General features: G+C 33.9%; 15 protein-coding genes, 1 tRNA gene and 1 pseudogene. 6 read left to right on the top strand and 11 right to left on the bottom strand.

Features of this window, described 5'->3' with window-relative positions:
* Nucleotides 1-300: 300 nt before the first annotated feature.
* Nucleotides 301-375: transfer RNA gene (locus R2I74_RS02820), tRNA-Thr, on the bottom strand.
* A gap of 288 nt (nt 376-663) precedes the next feature.
* Here R2I74_RS02820 and R2I74_RS02815 point away from each other — a divergent pair.
* Nucleotides 664-1,725 carry an anhydro-N-acetylmuramic acid kinase gene (locus tag R2I74_RS02815; protein ID WP_316353799.1) on the top strand — a complete coding sequence of 354 codons (1,062 nt, stop codon included), beginning with the start codon at nt 664-666 and terminating at the stop codon, nt 1,723-1,725.
* Here the strand turns inward: R2I74_RS02815 and R2I74_RS02810 are convergent.
* Nucleotides 1,685-2,416 (bottom strand): alpha/beta hydrolase, encoded by a 732-nt coding sequence (locus R2I74_RS02810; protein WP_316353795.1) that lies wholly within the window; start codon nt 2,414-2,416, stop codon nt 1,685-1,687. The two genes, R2I74_RS02815 and R2I74_RS02810, sit on opposite strands and share 41 nt — an antisense overlap.
* A gap of 874 nt (nt 2,417-3,290) precedes the next feature.
* Entirely contained in the window at nt 3,291-3,434 is a 144-nt protein-coding gene (locus R2I74_RS08280) for an IS1/IS1595 family N-terminal zinc-binding domain-containing protein (RefSeq protein ID WP_458693309.1), read from the bottom strand.
* Between the two features lie 200 nt (nt 3,435-3,634).
* Here R2I74_RS08280 and R2I74_RS02805 point away from each other — a divergent pair.
* A protein-coding gene (locus R2I74_RS02805) for an IS5 family transposase (protein ID WP_316353063.1) occupies nt 3,635-4,464 on the top strand; the annotation gives its coding sequence in 2 pieces (ribosomal slippage) (nt 3,635-4,025 and nt 4,025-4,464; 831 coding nt in all).
* Between the two features lie 347 nt (nt 4,465-4,811).
* Entirely contained in the window at nt 4,812-6,128 is a 1,317-nt protein-coding gene (locus tag R2I74_RS02800; protein WP_316353792.1) for a Na+/H+ antiporter NhaC family protein, read from the top strand.
* Nucleotides 6,129-6,327: 199 nt separating this feature from the next.
* Here the strand turns inward: R2I74_RS02800 and R2I74_RS02795 are convergent, their stop codons facing one another.
* Nucleotides 6,328-6,627: a hypothetical protein gene (locus tag R2I74_RS02795; protein WP_316353790.1), complete on the bottom strand. Its 300-nt coding sequence runs from the start codon at nt 6,625-6,627 to the stop codon at nt 6,328-6,330.
* An 85-nt stretch (nt 6,628-6,712) separates the two neighbouring features.
* Entirely contained in the window at nt 6,713-7,363 is a 651-nt protein-coding gene (locus tag R2I74_RS02790; protein ID WP_316353392.1) for a recombinase family protein, read from the bottom strand.
* A gap of 136 nt (nt 7,364-7,499) precedes the next feature.
* On the opposite strand from R2I74_RS02790, the gene R2I74_RS02785 reads away from it, so the two are divergent.
* The 3 genes and pseudogenes from R2I74_RS02785 (at nt 7,500) to R2I74_RS02775 (ending at nt 11,542) form a co-directional block, all read left to right on the top strand.
* Entirely contained in the window at nt 7,500-8,411 is a 912-nt protein-coding gene (locus tag R2I74_RS02785) for a DUF4158 domain-containing protein (RefSeq protein ID WP_316353788.1), read from the top strand.
* Nucleotides 8,412-8,471: 60 nt separating this feature from the next.
* A pseudogene (locus tag R2I74_RS02780) lies at nt 8,472-9,301 on the top strand (IS5 family transposase).
* 129 nt (nt 9,302-9,430) lie between these two features.
* Nucleotides 9,431-11,542: a Tn3 family transposase gene (locus R2I74_RS02775; RefSeq protein WP_316353785.1), complete on the top strand. Its 2,112-nt coding sequence runs from the start codon at nt 9,431-9,433 to the stop codon at nt 11,540-11,542.
* Here the strand turns inward: R2I74_RS02775 and R2I74_RS02770 are convergent.
* From R2I74_RS02770 to R2I74_RS02745, 6 genes are all read right to left on the bottom strand, one after another.
* Nucleotides 11,539-12,225 (bottom strand): hypothetical protein, encoded by a 687-nt coding sequence (locus tag R2I74_RS02770; RefSeq protein WP_316353783.1) that lies wholly within the window; start codon nt 12,223-12,225, stop codon nt 11,539-11,541. The genes R2I74_RS02775 and R2I74_RS02770 overlap by 4 nt on opposite strands.
* Before the next feature lie 111 nt (nt 12,226-12,336).
* Nucleotides 12,337-13,200, bottom strand: coding sequence for a TIGR01459 family HAD-type hydrolase (locus tag R2I74_RS02765; RefSeq protein ID WP_316353780.1), 864 nt, complete (start codon nt 13,198-13,200; stop codon nt 12,337-12,339).
* Nucleotides 13,201-13,235: 35 nt separating this feature from the next.
* Nucleotides 13,236-15,668 carry a DNA topoisomerase (ATP-hydrolyzing) subunit B gene (gene gyrB, locus R2I74_RS02760; protein ID WP_316353776.1) on the bottom strand — a complete coding sequence of 811 codons (2,433 nt, stop codon included), beginning with the start codon at nt 15,666-15,668 and terminating at the stop codon, nt 13,236-13,238.
* Between the two features lie 236 nt (nt 15,669-15,904).
* Nucleotides 15,905-16,747 (bottom strand): peptide chain release factor N(5)-glutamine methyltransferase, encoded by an 843-nt coding sequence (gene prmC / locus R2I74_RS02755; protein WP_316353772.1) that lies wholly within the window; start codon nt 16,745-16,747, stop codon nt 15,905-15,907.
* Between the two features lie 450 nt (nt 16,748-17,197).
* On the bottom strand, nt 17,198-17,944 hold the full coding sequence (gene truA, locus R2I74_RS02750) for a tRNA pseudouridine(38-40) synthase TruA (RefSeq protein WP_316353768.1): 747 nt from the start codon (nt 17,942-17,944) through the stop codon (nt 17,198-17,200).
* Nucleotides 17,925-18,632: a M48 family metallopeptidase gene (locus tag R2I74_RS02745; RefSeq protein WP_316353764.1), complete on the bottom strand. Its 708-nt coding sequence runs from the start codon at nt 18,630-18,632 to the stop codon at nt 17,925-17,927. Before R2I74_RS02745 ends, truA begins: the two co-directional genes overlap by 20 nt.
* Nucleotides 18,633-18,643: the final 11 nt, after the last annotated feature.

The following is an 18,643-nucleotide window of genomic DNA, read 5'->3' as shown; positions in this document are numbered from 1 at the left end:
ACTATTAAAGATAAAAGTTGTTTAGCAGTTTTACTTAAAGATTTGCTAAAATTATATGTAAGATTTCGCCACTCAGGCGGTACAAAATTACCAACAAAGTGGTAAAAAATACTGTCGTTGTTGCAACTATAGGTAGGGATGTGGTTTAATACTTGCTGCATATCCCCTCCATCTGTAACTCAGTTATAGAGAGACTGTAGGAGGTATTATAACTACCTCCTTTTAATAATAATTCTGCATATGAAGAGCATACAGATTTTTGAATAAAATTAGGAAAGCTATGAAAGGTTAGTATGTATATGGTGCCGCTAGAGAGAATTGAACTCTCGACCTCATCATTACCAATGATGCGCTCTACCACTGAGCTATAGCGGCGATTTTGACCTTCGTCTATTTCTTCACTTGCTGGGAGTGTATTTCTGTCATATATTTATTGATAGGTCAAGGAGAATTTAAGCAGCTGTTGAACCTGGCTATAGTATTTTTTCTAAATTCATGGATTTTTGAATAATTATGACATTGCAACCACAAAGCAAATCACCTAAAGTGGATAAGCGTATAAAAATTTTATCTAATGCCTTACAAAGAAACTTACAAAGACGTAAGCACAGTAAAAAAAATATTGAGCAGGAGCTCAGAGAGCCTGTATTGAAGGAGAAATAATTGTTAGCTATAGGATTAATGAGTGGTACAGCTCTAGATGGTGTGGATGCCGCTTTAATAGAAACTGATGGAGAATATTATTTTAAACGCATTGCAAATTTTCATCTTTTTTATCCTGCTGAATTCCAAGCACGCTTGAAGCTATTAATTGAAACTAAAAGTGACTGGTTGGAATTGGAGCATGAGCTTACCATTTATCATATTAATTGTGTTTTGGCGCTATTAGATAGGGAGCGGATACCAGCCAATCAAGTAGCGGTAATTGGGTTTCATGGGCAAACAATATATCATAATCCGGCTCAGGGAATTACTTGGCAGATAGGTAATCCCCATTTGTTAGCTCAGCGTACTAAAATTAATGTGGTTAGTGATTTTAGGAGACGAGACATCGCCTGTGCAGGACAAGGAGCACCACTGGTTCCTATATTTCATCAATGTTTAATGCAAAATGAAGTAAAGCCGGTGGTAGTATTAAATATAGGTGGGGTAGCAAATATAACTTATATTGAAGAATCTGTGTTACTTGCGTTTGATACTGGTCCAGGTAACGCTTTGATCAACGATGCGATGCTAAGATATTATAATGAGTTATATGATGAAGATGGCATAACTGCAAAAAATGGTGTAGCGCAACAACAGATAGTTTCTAGCTTGTTAGAGGATAAGTTTTTTGCTGAGCTTCCGCCTAAATCTCTGGATAGAAATTATTTTAGCAAAAACGAACAATTATTTAATCACCTTGATCCTGCAGATATTATTGCTACTTTAACAAAATTTACGGTATCTTCTATAGTTGTTGGGTTAAAGCAAATGCCAACAGTACCAGAGAAGATATATGTTTGTGGTGGAGGGGTGCATAATAGCACTATCCTATCAGGTTTGCGAGCAGAGATTGGCGATATAGTTTTTAATATTAAAACTCTTGGTCTGGACGCAGACTTTATTGAAGCCCAGGCTTTTGCCTACCTTGCGGTTCGTAATTTAAAGCAATTGCCTAGCACTTTTCCTTCAACTACTGCGGTTAATCAAGAAACACTTTCTGGCGTTTTGTTTCTTGTATAGTTTCTTCAATATCCCTGATGTTTGATTGTACAAATTGCTGGTTATTTGGCTGATTAGAGAATTTTAATTGCAAAAACTCACTTAGAACTTGAGTTAATTCTTCAATTTTATTACGGAAAAAATGGTCTGCTCCGTTAATTAGCTTATAATCTACTTGTATATGTCTTTGTTTTGATAATTTATTTGCCAGTTCTACGACTGCTTCTTCTGAAACTATACTGTCCTGATCTCCTTGCACTATAAGACCTGGAATTGGGCAAGGGGATAAAAATGAAAAATCATATTTATTTACAGGTGGAGAAATTGCTATAAAATGGTTAATTTCTGGCCGGCGCATAATAAGTTGCATAGCAATCCAGGCACCGAATGAAAACCCTGCAATTAAGTTTATATCACTATACTGGTTATTAATTTGTAACCAGTCTAGCGCTGTGGCAGCATCAGTCATTTCGCCAATACCGTTATCAAATACTCCTTGGGAACGTCCCACTCCTCTAAAATTGACTCTGAGTACAGTGAATCCGTGTTCAACCAAAGCTTTGTAGGTATTATATACTACCTTATTATTCATCGTGCCACCATATGAAGGATTCGGATGTAGTACCAACGCAAGAGGCGCCTTCTTGTTGCTGGATTCGGTATATCGTCCTTCGATGCGACCTGATGGGCCATTAAAAAAAACTTCTGGCATAAATATCTGTACCCTTAAATAGTTTACATTTTCTTAAAGATTAATTCTAACATATAATTAATTAATAAGCAATAATTTTACTAACTTACAGCATTACGATAGTATTAAGTTAATTTTATTTATTATTAGATAAAATATAATAAACCAAAATTTAAGCATTGTTAAATAAGTATAGATAGTAAAAGAGATTTATTGAACAAATAAAGCAAAGACCAGAATATCATATCAAAAGCCTTGTTGTACCTCTTTGTCCTCCTGTTAAATCTAGCTAAATAATGGCGTATAAGAGAATTTTTTGATTCTAAAAGATGTTTCAGATTTTGTAACCAAATGACGTTCTGCCAGGCGATAACACGCATACCTCCTCATAGAGCGCCATCAGTACATAAAATCTTTATTGTACACTCTTTGCTCTCTAATCTTTGAGCCATTAGACCTCTTGCATAACCTAAAAATGGTTGGGGAATTTTTCAGACAAAAATGCAGACGAGGATCGCAGTGTATATCTAATACATGAGAACCGGAGTCAAATTTTGACAACAAAATTATAAACCAGCTATAGTTATGCAAGAGGTCTATTTTAACATACAAAGATTTCTTTCTTGTTTTACTTACTGTAAGATCAATAATTTGATTCCTGTTCCTGTCCACAGCAATCCACACATAGGTTCTTTTACTTTTTTTTGATAATAAGTAAAAAGTTCGTCAATCTCTAATATCTCAATTTCCTTCAGATTATTAGGAATTTGAGTAAGACATAGTTTCTCTTTTAGAGTTTTTGCAAAGCTTCTAACCCAACTTACAAGCAACGAAGCTGGTATATTTTCTAATCTTTCTATAGCTCTATAACCAATACTTTCGTGTACAACTACTTTTATCTTTTGCTCTCATGAGTATTTCTCTCTTTCGTCACTAAGCCTAGACGTTTACCGCATTCTTGACATAAATACCTTTGCTTGTTCTTAACAAAACCGTTCTTAACTGCTTTGTAACCACCACAATGCTTACAACAAAACATCTCCTTAACCAACTCCTATAATATCAATTCCTACTTTATTAGTTATATCTATACTTACTTAACAATGCCAGAATCTACAATAAATATTGCTTGACTTATTATAATAAATAAAGTTAGAATGAAAACACATTATATAATAGACCTCTTTCGAAACTGGACTAAATATGTTATAAAGTCGAATTTACTTAATTTAGAACTATATGAGATATAAAAATTTAAGCATTTTATCGGAAGAGCATTTTAGAAGATTAACAGGGGTAAGAAATAGTACATTTGAAAAGATGGTAGGGATTTTAAAGACAGAGAAACAAATAAATAGGAGGTACCAAGGTGGCAGAAGAGCTAGTCTTAGTATGGAAGACAGCCTATTAATGACACTTGAATATTTAAGGGAATACCGTACCTATTTTCATATAGCTAAGAATTATGGAGTTAGCGAAAGCAGTGCATTTAAAACAATTCGTTTTGTTGAAGACACTCTAATAAAACATCCGGATTTTGCTCTTCCAGGTAAGAAGGCTCTAGTTAAAAGCGGTATGGAGTATGAATTAGTTTTAATAGATGCTACAGAAAGCCCTATAGAGCGACCCCAAAAAAACAGAAATACTATTACTCAGGTAAAAAGAAAAGACATACGTTAAAGACTCAAATAGTAGTAGATAAGAAAAGCAAACGAGTCATATGCACTTCTTTTTCCAATGGTAAGCGTCATGATTTTAAATTATTTAAAGAATCAAGAACCCATATACTGCCTGAGGTTAAAGTGATTACTGATACTGGTTATCAAGGCTTACAGAAGATTCATACAAATTCTGAGCTACCAAAGAAAAAGAGTAAAAAGAATGCTTTAACTAAAGAAGATAAGAAAAATAATAGAAGTTTAGCAAGTGACAGAGTATTAAATGAAAATGTTATCGGTATGTTAAAGCGTTTTAAAATAATTGCTGATAAATATCGAAATAGACGCAAAAGATTTGGTCTTAGGTTCAATTTAATTGCTGGTTTATATAATTGGGAGCTTGGTAAATGAGTTTCGAAAGAGGTCTAATATAGAAATTATATCTAATGATTTCCTGGTCAATAACTATTCTGTTTCAATATCCTCAGCTTCGAATGTGTATTTCATATTAAATACCAAACCTTTCCGCATGAATTAATGGTAAATACTGATCAGCTTTACGAGTGGAGCAAAGCGATCTAGTGGTGACTTGAGTGTTCTGTCGTCATAACTCCTCGTAATGATACTCAAGGAACCTGGCTAAATTGACTCAAATTACTGTAATATCTGAAGTAGTAGTCGTTTTAATTCATGGGTTGCTGGTTTATTTTAAAATTCTATAAATTTCTTATTATCATATATTAGCGAGTGTTTTAGTCATGCATATATTAATTAATTTTTTACCAATCTTATTTTTTGTACTACTTTATGTAGGTAGTGGAATATATTATACTATTATTGGTGTTGATTATGCTTTTTATCAAGTCTCACCGATTGTCGCAATTATTCCAGCAATTGCATTAGCTTGGTCGTTATATCGTGGTACCACTGAAGAAAAAATTAATTGTTTTCTTGATGGAGTAAGACATCGCGATATCATCACTATGTGTATAATATTTTTATTATCCGGGGCATTTGGTGCTGTAACGAAAGCTATTGGTAGCGTAGATGCTACAGTAAATTTAGCATTATCTTTAGTGCCGGCACAGTTTTTGCTAATCGGAGTGTTTATTACAGCAGCTTTTATTTCAACAGCAATTGGAACCTCTATGGGTACAATTGCAACTATCGCTCCTATTGCCGCTAATTTAATAGAACATGGTGCCTTTCCGGCAGAGATTGGCATGGCTACTGTGGTTGGTGGAGCAATGTTTGGTGATAGTTTATCAATCGTTTCTGATACTACGATTGCAGCAGTAATGTCGCAAAAAGCTGATCCAAAAGCAAAATTTAAGCTTAACGCAATCGTTTCTCTTTTTGCCTCAATAATTACGGTAGTTATTTTATTATTGTTAAGTAATGACCATCATAGCAGCACTATAATTTCTGAAGGCGAGTATAATGTTATTTTAATTATGCCTTATATTTTATTAATAGCATTACCTTTATTTGGTACAAATGTATTTGTTTGCCTGGTGGTTTCTTTACTATTCACCTGGATTATTGGCTATATAAATCAAGATTATAGCATAATTAATTTTAGTAATGATATAGTAAAGGGTTTTGCCCATATGCAAGAAATTATGTTGCTTTCTTTAATGGTTGGTGGACTATCAGGCTTTGCCAGCAAAAGTAGTAAAGATATAGCTCTTTATTTATCTGAGGTCATTCGTAAGAGAGGCAATAAACGGGCAGCACAGTTTGTAATTGCTAAAATAGTTTCGGTCTTTGATTTGCTATTTGCCAATAATACTGTGGCAATTATTTTTAGTGGAGAAATAGCAAAAGATATAGCGGAGAAGTACAAAATCCCTCCGCATTATAGTGCTACTTGGTTAGATATTTTTTCAATAGTATTTCAAGGGATAATACCATATGGCGCGCAAATATTATTAGTAAGCTCATTGGCCAATTTATCACCAGTTAGTATTATACCACATGTATATTATTGTTATATTTTAGGTATAGTGTCAATTGCTTATATTATTTGGATCCCTTTACCAAAGATCTCTGAAGTGAGCATTCACGGTTTTTAAAATTGAACGTCAATATACGACTTACAAAGTTACAACCATCGTCATTGCGAGGCTTTTAGCCGAAGCAATCCAGTTTCTTTACGTTAGATTTTCTGGATTGCTTCAGAGCTAAGGCTCTTCGCAATGACGGTTTTTCTAAAAACCGTGAACAACGCTTATCTCAATTCTATATCTTGTTTTATTGGTGGCTCGTATTGCCTCAAGCCTCATGGTGAAAATAATCAAATATACATGCGCCTAATATTGCTCCAAAACTCGATGCTGAAATATCAGGAAAAGCACTAATAATTTCATTACCTAATAACTCTTCTGTCTTTCCACTATTTATAATATCTGTGCTAATTAGTGTCTGTATAAATGGATTGTTGGCTATATTTTCTGAAATATATAACGTACTTAATATTTCAGAGAAATTTACTTCTAACTCTGCTTTTATTACATGCGGCACATGCAATTTTTCTTTAACATTCATAGCATATGTAAGTAAACAACGTTCCATAACACTCATGTTATAGGATGGCGTCCGAAGCACAAATCCCCGCCGATAAACCAACTACTCTCTACACCCTTTGAGATATAGAGTTTCAGGCTGTTTTCAAGCCCCCGCTCTGATCATTTAAAGTTCCGTCTTTTAAATGTCTTTTGTTAATATAAGTGTTGAGTGAGATATGATTCTTGTAACCAAAGAATTTTGCTATTTTTCTTATTGAAAGTCCAAGTTTTAAGAGTTCTATAATTTTGCTGGCATCTTTGTCAAACTTACTTTTTTGTAGAGTTCCAATTGGCTTACCTAGTATTTGTCCTTGAGACTTTTTGAGTGCAAGGGCATCTTTGGTACGTAAGCTAATCAGATCGCGTTCAAGATCCGAAAATAATGCAAACAAGGTAATTGTAACTTTGGAATTCATATCCTGCTTGCTGATATCAAGGTTTTGTTTAAGTATTACCACCCTGACATTTCTTGCAACTAGCGCATTGACCAGTTCTATAACTTCAGGAGTACTTCTACCAAGTCTACTAAGCTCTGTTACAATCAACATATCAGAACTAGAGAGTCTTTCTAAGACGTCTTCGATTCTCCTCTGTTTAGGAGTTTTTCTAGAAGACATTTGAATCTCAACAAACTCATTTATTTTTAAATTATTTTTTTGTGCATATTCCAATATTGCAAGTTTTTGATTATTTAATTCCTGTTTATCTGTTGAGGTACGAATATAAGCAATAATTTTGGTCATTTTTTAGCCCGTTAAGTTTTAACTCTAGTATTAGAAGAAAACTATACATAGTATATATACTATATAACATATAACGCACCTACAAAACAGCATTCTCTTAACGGCCGTTTTATCCTATACAAAAAGTTATAATTTTATGGTTACAGGTTATAAACGTATCAAAATTTTAAGCGAAGCTGAAATCAATGATCTTTATTCTTTGCCAAAATTTACATTAGAAGAAAAGATTGTTTTCTTTACTTTAAATAAGAAAGAGAGACAGTTTGTTGAAAAAATTCCTGATATTTCTTCTAAAGTTTATGCAATATTACAACTTGGCTATTTTAAAGCCAAAGGTCGGTTATTTTCTTTTAATTACGAAGATGTCCAACAAGACTTAGATTATGTATTGACTCAGTATTTTACTATCCAAAATAAACACAAAAGTATATTGCTGAAGGCAAAAAAAGACGAAACCAATAAGAAGATTCTTGCTTTACTGAATTTTCGAGATTTCAACGATAAGGCACACAAAGAGCTTGTAGAACAAGCTCTACTTTTAGCTCGTATTCATGCAAATCATCTAGATATTTTTAGGGAACTATTGTCTCAGATTCAGATAAGACAAATCACATTGCCAAGTTATACTATATTACAGGGCATCATAAGTTTAGCAATCAGCATCGAATTTAAACGTATAGACAATATCCTTACGAGTAATATATCTCAAGCCTTTGAGACCTTTTTGTCAAATATGACTCAATCAGGTTCTACAGTAAATTTATCAATACTCAAGATAGAACCAAAGAATTTTAAATATTTAGAGCTCAAAGCAGAATGTGCTAAGTCTCTTACGTATTCAGAATATTATAAACTATCTAAACAGCTAATAGATAAACTTGAAATATCACCTAAATGTATTAGGTACTACGCTGGTATTGCAGATGAATACAATATTTACAGATTAGAAAAACTTAGCAGGTCTCTTAGAAAACTATGTTTGCTATGCTACATTAATCAGAGATACAAAGAAATCATCAATAATTTAATTACCAGTTTTATCTATTAGACCTCTTTCGAAACTGGACTAAATATGTTATAAAGTCGAATTTACTTAATTTAGAACTATATGAGATATAAAAATTTAAGCATTTTATCGGAAGAGCATTTTAGAAGATTAACAGGGGTAAGAAATAGTACATTTGAAAAGATGGTAGGGATTTTAAAGACAGAGAAACAAATAAATAGGAGGTACCAAGGTGGCAGAAGAGCTAGTCTTAGTATGGAAGACAGCCTATTAATGACACTTGAATATTTAAGGGAATACCGTACCTATTTTCATATAGCTAAGAATTATGGAGTTAGCGAAAGCAGTGCATTTAAAACAATTCGTTTTGTTGAAGACACTCTAATAAAACATCCGGATTTTGCTCTTCCAGGTAAGAAGGCTCTAGTTAAAAGCGGTATGGAGTATGAATTAGTTTTAATAGATGCTACAGAAAGCCCTATAGAGCGACCCCAAAAAAACAGAAATACTATTACTCAGGTAAAAAGAAAAGACATACGTTAAAGACTCAAATAGTAGTAGATAAGAAAAGCAAACGAGTCATATGCACTTCTTTTTCCAATGGTAAGCGTCATGATTTTAAATTATTTAAAGAATCAAGAACCCATATACTGCCTGAGGTTAAAGTGATTACTGATACTGGTTATCAAGGCTTACAGAAGATTCATACAAATTCTGAGCTACCAAAGAAAAAGAGTAAAAAGAATGCTTTAACTAAAGAAGATAAGAAAAATAATAGAAGTTTAGCAAGTGACAGAGTATTAAATGAAAATGTTATCGGTGATAAATTATGTTAAAGCGTTTTAAAATAATTGCATCGAAATAGACGCAAAAGATTTGGTCTTAGGTTCAATTTAATTGCTGGTTTATATAATTGGGAGCTTGGTAAATGAGTTTCGAAAGAGGTCTATTATAATAACAACTTCATTCAAGAAGCCAATGAATATGCTAATCAGCAACTCTTACTCCATACAATCCATTATAACAACAATTTACCAAAAGTAAGTAGCTTATTAAGATTTATGGGAGAAGATGCAGAGCAAATAGACCATACAAATTTTTGGAAATCTGCGTACAATATTCTTCCTAAAACTCAATATCTACCAACCGCTGACTATATTGCAGGACAATCCTTTGATTTTGAGTCTGCTAAATGGGAATTCTATGTTAATAAGGCTAAGCGTATCAAAGGCAATCTCCGTATGCTATTCAGATCGATAGAGCTTTGTAGCATTAAAAAGGATGATGATTTAATGCAAGCCATATCATTCTTGAAGGATGTGTTTGATAAAGACTTGCCCTTGAGCAAAGTAGTTACAGATAAATTTCCTGATAAATTTATCCCAAAAAATATCAGAAAGTATCTACATATTGCAAAAAATGATAGTACTGCTAAATCTGAAAGTACAAAGCAAGCAAGAACAAACTCAGACAAAGCTACCAAGATCAATGCTTATCATCCTGATAAATATGAGTTTTATCTATATCAATCTATTGCGAAAGAAATTGATAAAGGAAATATTTTTTGTAACGAAAGTATCAAATACAAAAGCCTGAGTGCAGATCTTGTCTCTGATAAGGTATGGCAAAATAAAGACGAACTCCTACAAAAACTGAACTATCCTAATATCGCAGTCAACATAGAACAAAGACTTAATGAGTTAGAGGTAAAACTTCATACAAAAATTCTAGAAGTGAATAGAAAAATTGCCAGTAAAGAAAACAGTCACATTAAAATAAAAGAGAGCAAGACTAAAGATGACAAAGTTGATAAGGATGGGAAAACACAGCACAAATGGCATTTAATCAACCCTACTACAGAGGAGAAAGATGACAATTTCTTTGCTGGAGTGCCAAATATCAATATCAGCGAATTACTATATTTTATCAACGAACAAACCAACTTCTGTGAAGCTTTTGATCATATTAAACCACGTTATTCTAAGCAAAAAGCTGATTACGAAGGAATCATTGCATGCATTGTAGCAAACGGGTTTAGCTTTGGTACTTATCGCATGTCGCGAAGTTGTGATATAAGCTATAGCACTCTGAGTAATATAGAAAAAAACTTTTTGAGCCTAGAGAATTTACGAGAAGCTAACGATATTATCAGTAACAAAATAGCAAGTCTGAAGGTTTTTAATTCGTGGAACATTTTACCAGATAAGTTACTGGCTGCAGTAGATGGTCAAAAGTTTGAAACAAGGCTAGATACTATGCAAGCTAGATACTCTCCAAAATATTTTGGCTTAAAAAAAGGTATTGTCCCATTTAGTATGGTACTCAACCATGTACCGATCAATTGCAAGATTATTGGCGCCAATGAACATGAGAGCCATTATACCTACGACATTATATATAATAATACTTCTGACGTTGATCCAGACGCTGTATCGGGAGACATGCATTCAATCAACAGAGTCAATTTTGCTGTGCTTGATTCCATAAGCAAATTATTTATGCCAAATTTTTCTGATCCAGAAGAACAAGTCAAAAGTCTCAGGAGCATGAAACCTCTGGTCCTTTATAAAGACTGCTTTATCAAACCTACTAAACTGGCCAATAGAAAACTTATCACAGAGGAATGGGAAAATATTCAAAGAATTTTTGTATCACTCGCTACCCAAGAATCAACACAAGCTACAATCATAAGTAAGTTGTCATCTCATAAAAGATATAGCAGAATTAAAACAGCTCTTTGGGAATATGATTCAATACTGAAAAGCATCTATTTACTGGATTTCATAGATGATGATATTTTACGTAGTCAAATTCGTAAAGCTTTAAACAGGGTTGAGTCTTACCACCAGCTACGTAGAGCTATAGCAAAAGTGCATAGTGGAAAGTTCAGAGGACAGACCATTTTAGAGAACGAGGTCTGGAATCAATGCTCTAGATTACTAGCAAACTCTATAATATTATACAATGCAATTATACTAGATAAACTACTTGCAGAGTGCATTGCACAAGGAAATATAGAAGGAATAAACTATTTAAACAGCATATCACCAGTAAGGTGGGAACACATAAACTTTATTGGCAAATATGTATTCCTACAAGGGAAAAGTACAATAAATATTGAGGATATAATTGCACAGTTACAAAAGAACCTAAAAACAACCTTATACACCTAGAGATATAAAGTATACAGGGCATTTTGGTTTATTGGCGGGGATTTGTGCTTCGGACGCCAGGATTGAAAAAAACTATCTAATTGGTGTGAACCATTGCAAATATCACCTTGCCAAGTCACGTCATCTTTAGAAAAAAAACAAAATGTTGTGTTACTAAACTGTTGAATAATCTCTGGATCGCCTAGCTCTATCATTTTTTTACCATAACAAGCAATGGATATTAGGTCGGTACTCTCAACAAGGTTAGTTAATTTTGATAACTCATTAATAAACTGATTAGATAGTACCTTTTTTGGAGCTCCACAAATTGCCGTAGGGTCGTATTCCATGCCTAAATAGTAAGAGTTATCTTCCACAAATCCATGCATTTGCAATATTATATTAAGTTTAGTTATATTATGTTGCGCTATATATGGAGTAGCAATAGTAGATATATTTTCTATATCATTCCATCCATACCAATTATGTCCAAAAACTAATGTAGAGCTTTCTTGTTGTAGTGCTTGTTTATTGATAGGAGAGTACATAGAGTCAATCATTAATAATCCTGGTCCTACAAATTTTATATTCAATATTTGAGAGTCAGGCTTTTCAATAAAAAGATGTTGATTTAATAAGTTCTGATCAGTACATTCTCCATTGACTAACATACTGAAAGTTGTAGTTTCTTCTTGAGTTTTCATAAATATATAGCCTCCTAATTATAAAAATTGAAACTTAACTATATTTAATATAATATCAATATTCAAGAAGAATTTTATATTAAATTATTAAATTAATCTTCATGGAGTATATTATTCTGTAAGATCAATAACGAAATCTGGTTGAGCTTCGAACTTAACTGCGCCCAGATAGATACTATGCAATTTATCTTCTATAGTAGTATGTGATTGATGGAATTTTTTGGCATTACCGGTCAAGACTAAGGCCGAATTTATGCAAATTTTGTTAGCTCCTAAAATATCGGTTTCAAAAGTATCGCCAATCATTAGAATACGATTCTTAGGCACTAATGGTAATTGCAGTGTTACTTGATCATATATTTCAGTGTAGGGTTTTCCGGTATATATTACCTTGCCGCCCAGCTGTTCTAGTTTTTGAGCAAAATATCCAGCGCAATATCTATATGATTCCTGCCTTGGAATTATAATATCTGGGTTAGCACAGATATTTATTATTTTACGTGATACTGCGCTCTCCAATATTTGATCAAATTGATTTGTATCCTCGCCTTCATCGCGGTATATAGTTAATAATAAAATATTGGCATCATTTATTTCTGTTGTAAGCTGGCAATTCAGTTCTTGAGTAATATCATCGTTACGATCTGCTCCTAAGTGATAAATTACCGGTAGCTCTATTCCAAGTGTTGTGGCGCTATTTTTTATTACTTGTCTGGCAACTTCTCCTGAGGTTATTACCATTTCTGGAGTTGTTTTAATGCCCCATGAAGTTACTATTTTATGTGACCACAATTTTGAACGTGGGGCATTGGAGACAAAAAATACCTGTTTATTAGCAGAAGAAACAGCGTTAATAACATCAACTACTCCTGGATATAGTTGATCACCTTCAATAATGACTCCCCATAGATCAAATAAAAATACGTCGTAATCATCTATAACTGAAAAAATATTTTTATATTGTAATTGATGCATAATTTTTCCTTTATATCTTATTATGTGCTGTATGCCTAAACATCTAAATTCACTACATTCAAAGCATTTTCTTGAATAAATTCACGTCTAGGTTCTACTACACTACCCATCAAAGTTGAGATGATTTCTTCAGCATCATCTGTTTCACCTACTTTTACCTGTAATAAGGTGCGACGGATTGGATCTAAAGTAGTTTCCCATAATTGCTCGGAATTCATTTCACCAAGCCCTTTGAAACGTTGTATAGTTATACCACGCTTACTATGACCGAGAAGGGTATGTAGTAATATTGTCGGTAAAATAATATTCTTATATTCTTGTGATTTTATTATCAATTGTACTGGTTTAGTAAAAATATCATGTAAAGCTATGGCAGAGTTTCTAATCTTCCTAAATTCCACTGAATTAACTTGTTCGCTCGATAAAGTTCTACTTTCTTTTAATCCTCTAACCAAGCGGAAAAATTCAATATAATTATCTCCCATCACCACTTGCCAATCTGTCTTACCTGGCTCAAATTCTCCAAGGTTTAAAGTGCTGACGCGAGCCATAACCTGTTCTTTGTTGCTTGCATCAAATAAATTATTATCCAGCAAATTATTTATAGCCAAACATTCCAGAATATTTTTAGGGAATTTGATATTAACTTGATCTAATGCTGTAACAAATTTTTCTATTTGAGCAATTATTTGTTGTAATTCCTGATCCTGTACCCGGTTACCGTCGGCTAATAATAAAGCAGAATCATTAATTACTGACTTAATTAAATATTCTTGTAGTGCTTGCTCATTTTTTAAATAATACTCAGCACTGCCTCTTTTTGCTTTGTATAATGGTGGTTGGGCTATATATAAATAACCTCTATCCATTAATTCTCGCATGTGACGATAAAAGAAAGTTAATAATAACGTCCTGATGTGCGAACCATCAACATCAGCATCAGTCATAATTACTATTTTATGGTACCTAAGTTTTGCAATATTGAAATCATCATTGCCGACACTAGTTCCAAGCGCAGTAATTAAGGTGCCAATCTGTTCAGAGCCAAGCATTTTATCAAATCTTGCTCGTTCAATATTAAGGATTTTTCCTCTTAGCGGTAAGATAGCTTGATATTTTCGATCACGGCCTTGCTTTGCGGTGCCACCAGCTGAATCTCCCTCTACGATAAATAATTCTGATTTTGCCGGATCTTTTTCTTGGCAGTCAGCTAATTTTCCTGGTAAACTTGATATTTCAAGTGCAGATTTTCGTCTGGTTAATTCTCTTGCTTTTCTGGCGGCTTCACGAGCAACAGCGGCTTCAATTACTTTATTAATAACAATTTTGGCATCATTAGGATGCTCTTCCAGCCATTGTAGCACTTTGCTATATGTGGCATTTTCAACAGCTGTTCGCACTTCTGAGCTAACTAACTTATCTTTTGTTTGTGATGAAAATTTAGGATCCGGCACTTTAACTGACAATACGCAAGATAGACCTTCTCTAATATCGTCACCAGAAAAATTTATTTTATTTTTTTTATTCAGACCATTATTTTCTATATATCCACTTAAAACTCTGGTTAATCCTGCTTTAAATCCTATAAGGTGAGTACCGCCGTCGCGCTGTCTGATATTATTAGTAAAGCATAGGATATTGTCATGATAGGAATCATTCCATTGCATGGCAAGCTCTACGGTAATGCCGGTCTCAGGAGTATATGTGGTTACTGATATACAATGATGTAGCGCTACTTTTGCTCGATCTATATATTTGACATAAGCAGTAATCCCACCTGATGAAGCAAACTCAACTTGTTTTGGTTCGCTACTACGGTGATCACTCAATAAAATTTGCACCCCGGAATTTAGGAAGGCTAATTCCTTTAAGCGATGCTCAAGAGTGGTAAAATTAAAATCCAAAGTACTAAAAGTATCTTTTGATGGGTAAAATGTGATTTCCGTTCCTTTTTTATCAACAGTAACACCAGTAATACTAAGCGGAGCCTCAGCTACACCGTTTTTAAAACGCATGAAATATTCTTGATTTGACCGCCAAACACGTAATTCCAACCACTCTGATAACGCATTGACTACTGATACGCCAACACCATGTAAGCCACCTGAAATTTTGTATGAATTTTGATCAAATTTCCCGCCGGCATGCAATTGAGTCATGATTACTTCGGCAGCGGATATTCCTTCTTCCTCGTGAATATCTACTGGGATACCACGACCATTGTCTCGTACCGTTACAGAACCGTTACTATTTAAGATGACTACAATAGCATCACAGTGACCTGCCAACGCTTCATCAATGGCATTATCGACAACTTCATAAACCATGTGGTGTAGCCCTGAACCATCGTCAGTATCACCAATATACATTCCTGGTCTTTTTCTGACAGCATCCAGGCCTCTAAGTACCTTAATCGAGTCGGCACTATAATTATCTGCTTTATCTATTTCGTGGTCGTTATTTGACATATTTTTTAACACTTTTATATATTCCGTGCAAATGAAGAGTCGGTATACGAAGATCAACTTCAAAAAGGGCTAGGAGCTTTGAATTCAAGGAGCGCAAGCAGTCTTAAGTTTGTTTCGCACCGTAGATATTCAAAGGCGACAACGCCAGTTTTTGAAGTTCATCGAGTATATATCAACATTATTGCATCGGATTATATACTAGAATCATGAAAATAATAGTGTTTTTGAGAGATGATTTAATTAAAGCAGATTACTCGTGTATGACCAGCAAGATCCTGATAAGTTTGATATAGGTTATAACCACCGGCCAGAGTAAATATTTTAATAACCTGCTCAGCTTGCGAATAACCTACCTCAAGTAATAATTTGCCTCCTGGAGCTAAAAAATGTTTTGCAACTTCTGCAATTGTATTATAGCTGGAATAGCCATCATTTTCAGCAAATAAAGCTAGTGTTGGTTCATGAAGTATGGTTTCAGGAGTCATAATGGAAGTTTCGTGATCAGCTATATAAGGAGGATTACTGACTATCAAATCAAATTTTTGTGGAGCAATGTTGTTAAACCAGTCGCCGTGAATTAACTTCAATCTGTGAAGTACATTATGAATTTCAGCATTGATGGTAGCGATTTTGATAGCATCGATACTTATATCTATGGCTGTTGCAGTTGTTAGTGGTATTTGTAATAGTAACGTAATGATTATACAGCCACTACCTGTACCAAGATCAAGTATTCTGCATGATGTTTTTGAGTCCATTAACGTTAGTGTTGCATCGATTAGAACTTCAGTATCTGCTCTAGGTATTAATACTTTATTGTCAACAGCAAATTTATAACCATAAAACTCTTTATAACCCACAATATATGCTATAGGTTCAAGTTTGAGGCGTCTTTCTATTGCATTAAGAAATATTGTTAACTCTGTATTTGACAATTCCAGGTCAGCTGCTGCAAGCAGATATTCTAACGGTTTATTTATCGAGTGCTTAAGCAAAATTCTGCTCTCTAGGTAAAATGACTTTATCCCTACCTGTTGCAGTTTTTGATTAGCATAAGCAATAGCTTGACTGATTTTCATAATTCATGATTTGTAGTGATAATAACGTGCTTTTTGAGATGTTATTTAAGCGTGATCCTTGTGTCTCGTCTTTCCACAGCCGTCATTGCGAGATTTTATTAGAAATCGAAGCAATCTAGTTAAAAGCTAAGATTTTTTAACTATTCTGGATTGCTTCGACAACGCCCTCGCAATGACGATCATTAGACCTCTTTCGAAACTCAGCGAAGAGAGAGAGGATTTGAAGGAGACACGGAACCTTGACCCGCAGCGTACTTTTGGTTTGTTTCGGATTCGAGTACCGCGTCAAAGTACAAATCATCCACAGAAGTAGAGTTTGTGAGAGAGGTCTATTATATTGACTCTTTTTCTTTAACTTGACGCATAATTGTTTATTAAGTTATACAAATGATATTATTATATGTCAATAATAATTATTATTGTATAACCAAGATAGTAATTTAAAGATGTTCAATAATCAACCTTAACAAAATATAATCCCTTAGCTGGAGCAGTAGTACCAGCTGCTTCTCTCTTTTTGGAATCCAAAGCTGCTTTAATATTTTCCGGTTGCCATTTTTGTAACCCTACCAATACTAAGCTACCAACAATATTGCGTACCATATGATGCAGAAAAGATGGAGCTGATAAATAAAAATTAATCTGTTCTTGATCACATTTAATTATCTCAAGTTTAGATAAGGTTTTAATTGGTGATTGCGCCTGACAATGTCTGGCTCTGAAAGAAGTAAAATCATGGTGACCTAATAAATAAGAAGCTCCTTGTTGCATTGCTGGTATATCTAATCTAGACCTAATCCACCAAGATCGTTCTGCGTCTAGTATTACTTGTCCAGGTCTATTGACAATTTTATAGATATAGTGGCGTTTTATTGCTGAAAATCGGGCATGAAAATCATTTGTCACATTTTGACAATCTATAATTGCGACTGAATGTGGTCTCATAAAATAATTTAAGGAACGCATGATATGGTATGGATCAAGGTAGCGGCTCAGGTCGAAATGAGCTACTTGGCCTAATGCATGAACCCCGGCATCTGTTCTACCGGCGGCAACAACGATAGTGGTTGTTTTAGTCAGGCAGTAAATGGCCTCTTCTAATATTTGTTGAATAGATAAACTATTAGCCTGACGTTGCCATCCAGCTAGTCCAGTTCCTAAATATTCTATAGTTATTTTATAACGATATTGCTGCATTTAAGTGGTAATTCAATAAATGTCCATTTTTTCTCAGCCATAGTTTGGGTAATAAATAATCAGGCTCAATGATGGATACGAGATGCCAAAAATTTTTGCTATGATTCATTTCCTTAAGATGACATATTTCATGGATTACTACGTATTGCAGAACTTCTTCAGGAGCAAAGACAAGCCGCCAATTAAAGGATAAATTGCCTTTACTGGAACAGCTTCCCCATTTACTGACATTAGACGTAATTCTGATTTTATTGTAGCGTAGTTTATATTCAGTGATTATCGGTGCTGCTAATATTATTATTTTTTGTAATAATATGCCTTTTAAGAAATTTTTTAAAACATCATGATAGTTGTTATCTCTAGAATATACCTCAATGCACTCATGCTGCAGCTTCACTGAATTATCATCAGCTTGATGACAAAGCATATTATATGATTTGCCAAGAATTGGAATAATATTACTAGGAATTTGTGACGATATAATAGCTTTTTGTAGTTTTTTTCTAATCCAATGTTCTTTACTTAATAAGAACTTATGACCTATTTCCGGTTTTACTCCGGATGGTAGCACTAATTCTACTGATGATTTGTAAGTAATCCTGATGCCAATTCTTTTTGCTTTCTGACTTCGTCGGACTGGAACTTTTAAGGCTTCACCATGTTGCTCGAGAATAATATAATCTGGCATTTATTAAACTT

The sequence above is a fragment of the Candidatus Trichorickettsia mobilis genome, from assembly GCF_963422225.1.
Taxonomy (GTDB): domain Bacteria; phylum Pseudomonadota; class Alphaproteobacteria; order Rickettsiales; family Rickettsiaceae; genus Trichorickettsia; species Trichorickettsia mobilis_B.
This window is presented reverse-complemented; position numbering and strand designations above follow the sequence as displayed.

What these genes read in the sequence shown, in the direction of transcription:
- R2I74_RS02810 (WP_316353795.1), bottom strand. Translation starts at nt 2,416, where the DNA reads ATGCCAGAAGTTTTTTTTAATGGCCCATCAGGTCGCATCGAAGGACGA.
- R2I74_RS08280 (WP_458693309.1), bottom strand. Translation starts at nt 3,434, where the DNA reads ATGTTTTGTTGTAAGCATTGTGGTGGTTACAAAGCAGTTAAGAACGGT.
- R2I74_RS02800 (WP_316353792.1), top strand. Translation starts at nt 4,812, where the DNA reads ATGCATATATTAATTAATTTTTTACCAATCTTATTTTTTGTACTACTT.
- R2I74_RS02795 (WP_316353790.1), bottom strand. Translation starts at nt 6,627, where the DNA reads ATGGAACGTTGTTTACTTACATATGCTATGAATGTTAAAGAAAAATTG.
- R2I74_RS02790 (WP_316353392.1), bottom strand. Translation starts at nt 7,363, where the DNA reads ATGACCAAAATTATTGCTTATATTCGTACCTCAACAGATAAACAGGAA.
- R2I74_RS02785 (WP_316353788.1), top strand. Translation starts at nt 7,500, where the DNA reads ATGGTTACAGGTTATAAACGTATCAAAATTTTAAGCGAAGCTGAAATC.
- R2I74_RS02775 (WP_316353785.1), top strand. Translation starts at nt 9,431, where the DNA reads ATGGGAGAAGATGCAGAGCAAATAGACCATACAAATTTTTGGAAATCT.
- R2I74_RS02770 (WP_316353783.1), bottom strand. Translation starts at nt 12,225, where the DNA reads ATGAAAACTCAAGAAGAAACTACAACTTTCAGTATGTTAGTCAATGGA.
- R2I74_RS02765 (WP_316353780.1), bottom strand. Translation starts at nt 13,200, where the DNA reads ATGCATCAATTACAATATAAAAATATTTTTTCAGTTATAGATGATTAC.
- gyrB (WP_316353776.1), bottom strand. Translation starts at nt 15,668, where the DNA reads ATGTCAAATAACGACCACGAAATAGATAAAGCAGATAATTATAGTGCC.
- prmC (WP_316353772.1), bottom strand. Translation starts at nt 16,747, where the DNA reads ATGAAAATCAGTCAAGCTATTGCTTATGCTAATCAAAAACTGCAACAG.
- truA (WP_316353768.1), bottom strand. Translation starts at nt 17,944, where the DNA reads ATGCAGCAATATCGTTATAAAATAACTATAGAATATTTAGGAACTGGA.
- R2I74_RS02745 (WP_316353764.1), bottom strand. Translation starts at nt 18,632, where the DNA reads ATGCCAGATTATATTATTCTCGAGCAACATGGTGAAGCCTTAAAAGTT.